The sequence below is a fragment of the Candidatus Protofrankia californiensis genome (assembly GCF_900634765.1).
GTDB classification, from domain to species: Bacteria; Actinomycetota; Actinomycetes; order Frankiales; family Frankiaceae; genus Protofrankia; species Protofrankia californiensis.
The window spans coordinates 2,366-7,742 of the sequence record NZ_CAAAFT010000143.1 but is presented as its reverse complement, the minus strand read 5'-3'; the positions used below and the strand labels follow the sequence as shown (position 1 = coordinate 7,742).

Below are 5,377 nucleotides of genomic sequence, written 5' to 3'. Positions count from 1 at the left end.
GGTGTCGGTGTCAACTCCGTCGCCGTCGGCACCGGCGCTGGCGGCGCCGACATCGGAGGTGCGGTGTCGGGATCCTGGACGTCCGAACCTGTTCTGACCATCACGGTGGCCACCCTTCCGTCAGGTGTCAGCTCTCGGAAGGTTGGACGCCCCGTCAGGCGCTTCGGTTCACCCTAATTTCCCGATCATGACCGGATACGCGGACGCGGTCAGCGTTGCCCCTTGCGCCCCATGTTCAGAGCCAGCCGGTAGAGCTCGGGAACCCGGAACCGTTCGGGCTGCTCGGGTGTCCCCATGCTGACCCCGAGCAACCCGACCTCCTGGGCGAGCCGACGAATGTCCTCAGGAGCCCGGATGTCGGAGGCTGCGAACGGGGTCAACGGAAGCGAACGGAGTTCGTCCAGCAGCGATTTCAGTTCGGGAAACTCCTCCTGAAGGGATATGAGAGCCTGCTCGCTGACGTCGCCAAGCGAATCAATCATCGCTTTCGGCCGTATGACGCTCCGCGGGTGGCCGGTCTGGATGTTCAGTGTCCGCTCGCGGTCCCTGGCCAGTCCCAGGAGCTGCAGCAGGGCACGTGGGGAATGATCGTCGTTGGCGTCCGCGAGACGCTTCCACACCCAGTTCCAGGTGAATGCGGTCTTGCTACCGGCTACCCGTTCACCGGCGAGCAGCCGCCATGCCATCCGGGTCAGATCTTCGGACCACACCTCGACAGCGACGTCCAGCAACGGAAGATGATCATTGGTCACCGTTGCGTTCAGCAACCGGCGGAATGCCGGTGCCCGTACGGCTCGTTTGACCCCGACCTTGAGATATTCAGTCGGATCCGCCCAGGACAGCCGGACCTCGCGGCCGAAGAAGTGACTCTTGTTCGGAATGTTGACAGCCCGGTACAGATCCTCACGGAGCAGGATCTTGTACCGGAGGTTTACCAGGCCGTCACCACGAGTGTTGACGAGTTCGAGAAGGCCGGTTATGGCCTCGGCACGCCGGAACAGCGCCGCCGGTGTGCCCCCGAAGCCCGAATCCAGCCCATCGAACAGCAGCAGTGTTCCCGGTCGCGCCGCCTCGTCCAGCGCCCGGATCCATTCCCAGCTCCGCGGTCCGACATCAGGCGCGGCAAGCAGAGCGCGTAGATCCTCGACAAGAGACGAGCCGGTCTGCGGCGAACCGGGCCGCAGAAGACCGAGTGTCGGCGCCCAGGCAGGGGGCTGGACATCCGGCGTCGCCTTCGCGACGGCAAGGGCGGTCAGTGCCTGCCAGACCGCCCGCCACTCAAGGCCGAGTTCGGCCCGGACGGAGTCGAGGAGGGCGAACTCGTCGACGCCGGGGAGCCAGGCGGCACCCAGACCACTGGGTGCGACCACGGTGACATTGGATGTGTCCGGGGCGGACAGTTTTCGAAAAATCATCGTCTTCCCGGTCCCCTTGCGTCCGATGACGAGGGGAATATCGGGGGACAACGCCCGGCCGGTGGCGCTGGTCCGGAGAAAGAAGATCCTCAGTTCCTCGTCGTCCTCCTGCTCGGCGACTACCGTCGAGAAGGAGAGTTCGTCCAGCGCCAGCTCTTTCTCCGATTTCGGCTCTGAAAACGCGATAGAAACAGTGTCCCGACCGCTGGAACGACCACTGAAAAAGACGTCCGGCAACGGGGATACATTACTGGGGAGATATCCGGAAATCCACTCGGCAAGAGGCTCGTAGGGTCGGGAAAGATCCGCTGATTCAACGACCGAATCGCTGGTCGCCACAGCCTCATTGTATACGATGAAGTTGGTTATATCCGCTATCTTCGCATCGTCGAAGGCGCTCGCTCCGGTCGGGAGAACAGAGCCGTCCACCCACGAGTTGATCTGTTCGAGCGCGCGCTCCTCATAGCGTTCGATCGATTCTTGGTCACCTGATGGAACAGGTGAGACGAGAAACGAGGGGGCCGGGGTCAGATGGCTTCCCCCGGCACTTCTCTCCGTACTTGCGTGCAACAGCGCACGGACAAGTGCGCGAGTTCCCCGGAACGACTGCGGGTGCGGGAAAAAAGCGACAACGGCAAGATCTGCCAAGTCGAAGAGGAGCGGCGCGGACAGCGGGCTTATGCCCGTACGCGCATCGAGTAGTATGACGTCGAAAGAAAGGCGCAGGGATCGAATCCTGGACATCAGAGCGCGTAGCGGATTGAAGTCTTCCCGGTAGTATGCGGCCGGATCTATCTGGGCGAGCTGGCGGGCGTAGTTCGGGGTCGGCAGGCCGGCTGGCAGCAGGTAGAGCTCTGCGTCCCGGTCGACCCGGACCAGATGCTCGGTGATATCCGGCTCCGCACCGAGATCGATATTTACGAGGAGGGGGACGACCCCCTGCCCGTCGGTCAGCGCCTCCTCGACGCCGAAGAGTGCGGCCAGACCGGGTGCTTCGAGATCCATGTCGACGCACAGCACCCGGTGTTCACGCGCGAGAATCCGAGCGGCATAGGCCAATGCGGTAGATCTTCCAACTCCACCGCGGAGGGAATAGAAGGTCACGACGACAGGCGGGTCGAGACTCGCCTCGACATCAGCGGGGAAGCGTACTTCCACTCTTTCCCCGACAGCCCCACGCGCAAGTGACTCCGGCCACAGTGGAACGACGTCCATGTTCTGATCAAGAACAAGCGCCTCATCCACACCTTCTTCGGGTGTCCTGAAGACTGCCAGAGCGATGTGCTCGTCGATACCGGCAGGGACGATCCTCCGCCGCTCGGCATCGGAAAGCCCAGCGAGCTCCTGGCTTACGACCAGCACTCTCCATCCCCCAAAAGGATCAGCCCTGATCCGGACATCAGCGGATCCGATGCCGGCGCGATCCAACGCCTCGGTCAACCGGTGCCGCAGGTCCGACTCGGTGAGCACCGGAACCTCCTGGTCGTTTGTTCGAGGTCCGACGACGGAGCCGGTCACCGGCCTCTCCTCGCTGACACTCTTCGTAGCCGCGTAGTCAATCGTCCAGCCAGATCGACCGCTGCCCGGAACTGCTCGCGATGACGCTCCGTCCCTTCATACTCGTATCTCATACCCACGGTGCGCTGTTCGTAGTGTGTGCGGATGTCGACGCTGAAGTCGGAACGGCGAAATCCAGCGAGATCCAACAACAGGGCCAGGTCATGGCCCGCACCGCTGCCGGTCGGAGGTGTACCACCCCGGGCGGCGATGAGCGCTTTCGCAAGGCACTCAACGGCGTACCAGGCCATGTAGGCCGCGGCCAGTGACCGCTCCGCCTGATGGAGAACCTCCGCATCGCGGCTGCGTTCGGATGCGACCGACTGCCATTCCAGCGGCGTCATCACGGACACAGCGGCTCCAAGGATCAGGGAGCGGGCACAACAGGCCATCATCGTACACTTCGGTGACGGACGGCATCATGATGGAACCCTCCGTCACCTTGACTGGCCCGAACCCTGGTCGGCCGGGAGCGCGTGACCATGATTCTTTTTCGCGCGCTCGGGGACCCCGCGGAATCTAGCCGGAGGGCAGGATGCGTTCGATGAATGCCTGGAGCTGCTCGACGTTGCGGCATTCGACCATCTCGTCGACCAGGTCGGCGTAGGCGTGGGTGGCCGAGTCGCCCGAACCCCAGTAGGTACGCGGTTCGGGGTTCAGCCAGTAGGCGTGCCGGGCCTGCGCGCACAGCTTCCCGAACACCGGCGCGGCGGTCGCACGATAGTTGTTGCGGGCATCTCCGAGCACGAGCAGGGAGGTCTTCGGGCCGACCGCATCCGGATACCTGTCCGCGAACACGTCGAAGGCATGGCCGTAGTCGCTGTGCCCGTCGAACCACACCAGATCCGCCCCGGCCGCGATACGCGCCATCATGTCGCCGAGGTCGGACCCCCGCAGGAAGCGGGTGATCTCGTCGGTGGTGTCGATGAACGCGAACGCCCGGACCCGGGAGAACTGCTCCCGTAGCGCATGCGTCAGCAACAGCGTGAAGTGCGCGAACGACGCCACCGACCCGGAGACGTCGCACAGGACGACGAGCTCGGGTTTGTGCGGCTTGTGCGGCCGGTGGTGGGTTTCCAGCGGCACACCACCGGTGGCCAGCGAGGAGCGCACCGTCCGGCGGAAGTCCAGCCGGCCCGACCGCCCGAGACGACGACGCGCGGTCAGCCTGGTCGCGAGCCTGCGGGCAAGCGGGTGGACCCGGCGGCGCATCTCGACCAGATCCCGCTGGGACGCGCGAAGAAAGTCGACCTGGTCGACCAGGGGCTTGACCGCGGTCTTCGCGACCGCGTCGACTCCGCGTTCCTCGGCGAGCCTGCGGCGTACCTCGGTGGCGACCATCTCCTCGAAGGAACGGATCCGTTCCGCGATCGTCTGCCGGGCTACCCGCTCGGCAAGGCCGCCGGTTTCCTGCTCCCCGAGCATCGCGCTCAGCAGATCGGCGACAAGGGTGTCCGGTGACAACGCCCGCAGGACCCGGTAGGCGAACCAGGAACGCTTGCCGGGAGCAGCCGGCGACGACCCGAACCTGGTCACGGCATCGCGGGCGAGGCGACGCAGCTCCTCATCGTCCCCGCGGAGCAGGACATCCAACAGCTGCCTGCGCAGAACCTGGCGCAACAATTCAAGATCGTGCTCGCCGTCGGCGGCATTGCCCGGACGGCGCGAGTCCTCCGGCGTCCCCGACACGTCGTCCTCGGTGATGGGGAAACCGTCGACGGACAGCCCGTCACCGATCCACGACGGGAAGTAGAGATCGAACAGTGTGTCGAAGATCGCCCGGTAGGTCGGGCGCTTGCACATCGTCGCCGCGAACCCGGCGCGTAGCGCGTCGCGATCGAGCAGCCCGACCGCCCCGAGCGCGCGGACGGCGTCCACGGTCTCGGCGCTGCTCACCGGTACCCCTGCCTGTCGCAGCGCGGTGGTGAACACGACCGTACGGTCCAGCAGACTCATCCCGGACATCCCATCGGGTCATGTCACGTCATGTCACGTCAGTTCGAGCCGAGCTTGAGCTGGCCGATCGCCCGCGCCTGATCACTCGCGTGCTTGAGAACGACCCCCAGGGTGGACGACACCGCCTCCTCGTCGAAGGTGTCGATTCCCAGCGCCAGGACGGTCTGCGCCCAGTCGATCGTCTCCGCGATCGACGGGACCTTTTTCAGCTCCATCGCGCGCAGGGCCCGGATGGTGCCGATGATCGCCTCGGCGAGCTGCTCGGGCAGCTCCGGAACACAGGCGAGGACGATCTCCTTCTCCCGCGCCGGGGACGGATAGCCCAGGTGCAGGTACAGGCAGCGGCGCTTGAGCGCCTCGGACAGCTCCCGGGTCGCGTTGCTGGTCAGCACCACGAACGGACGCCGGCGGGCCACGATCGTGCCCAGTTCGGGGATGGTCACCTGGAA

4 protein-coding genes are annotated in these 5,377 nt (G+C 65.1%); all 4 read right to left on the bottom strand.

Annotation, left to right across the window (positions count from 1 at the left end; all coding sequences use genetic code 11):
* Positions 1-209: 209 nt before the first annotated feature.
* On the bottom strand, positions 210-2,933 hold the full coding sequence (locus DD1DGNOD_RS08520) for a P-loop ATPase, Sll1717 family (RefSeq protein ID WP_131766016.1): 2,724 nt from the start codon (positions 2,931-2,933) through the stop codon (positions 210-212).
* Positions 2,930-3,316, bottom strand: coding sequence for a HEPN domain-containing protein (locus DD1DGNOD_RS08515; RefSeq protein ID WP_241251343.1), 387 nt, complete (start codon positions 3,314-3,316; stop codon positions 2,930-2,932). Before DD1DGNOD_RS08515 ends, DD1DGNOD_RS08520 begins: the two co-directional genes overlap by 4 nt.
* Positions 3,317-3,491: 175 nt before the next feature.
* Positions 3,492-4,928 carry a vWA domain-containing protein gene (locus tag DD1DGNOD_RS08510; protein ID WP_131766014.1) on the bottom strand — a complete coding sequence of 479 codons (1,437 nt, stop codon included), beginning with the start codon at positions 4,926-4,928 and terminating at the stop codon, positions 3,492-3,494.
* Positions 4,929-4,966: 38 nt separating this feature from the next.
* Positions 4,967-5,377 (bottom strand): AAA family ATPase (locus DD1DGNOD_RS29090; protein ID WP_241255570.1); only part of this gene is annotated, 411 nt, incomplete at its 5' end.

Bases quoted from the DNA above. Each gene is read 5' to 3' on its own strand.
- DD1DGNOD_RS08515 (WP_241251343.1), bottom strand. From the start codon at position 3,316: ATGACGCCGCTGGAATGGCAGTCGGTCGCATCCGAACGCAGCCGCGAT.
- DD1DGNOD_RS08510 (WP_131766014.1), bottom strand. From the start codon at position 4,928: ATGAGTCTGCTGGACCGTACGGTCGTGTTCACCACCGCGCTGCGACAG.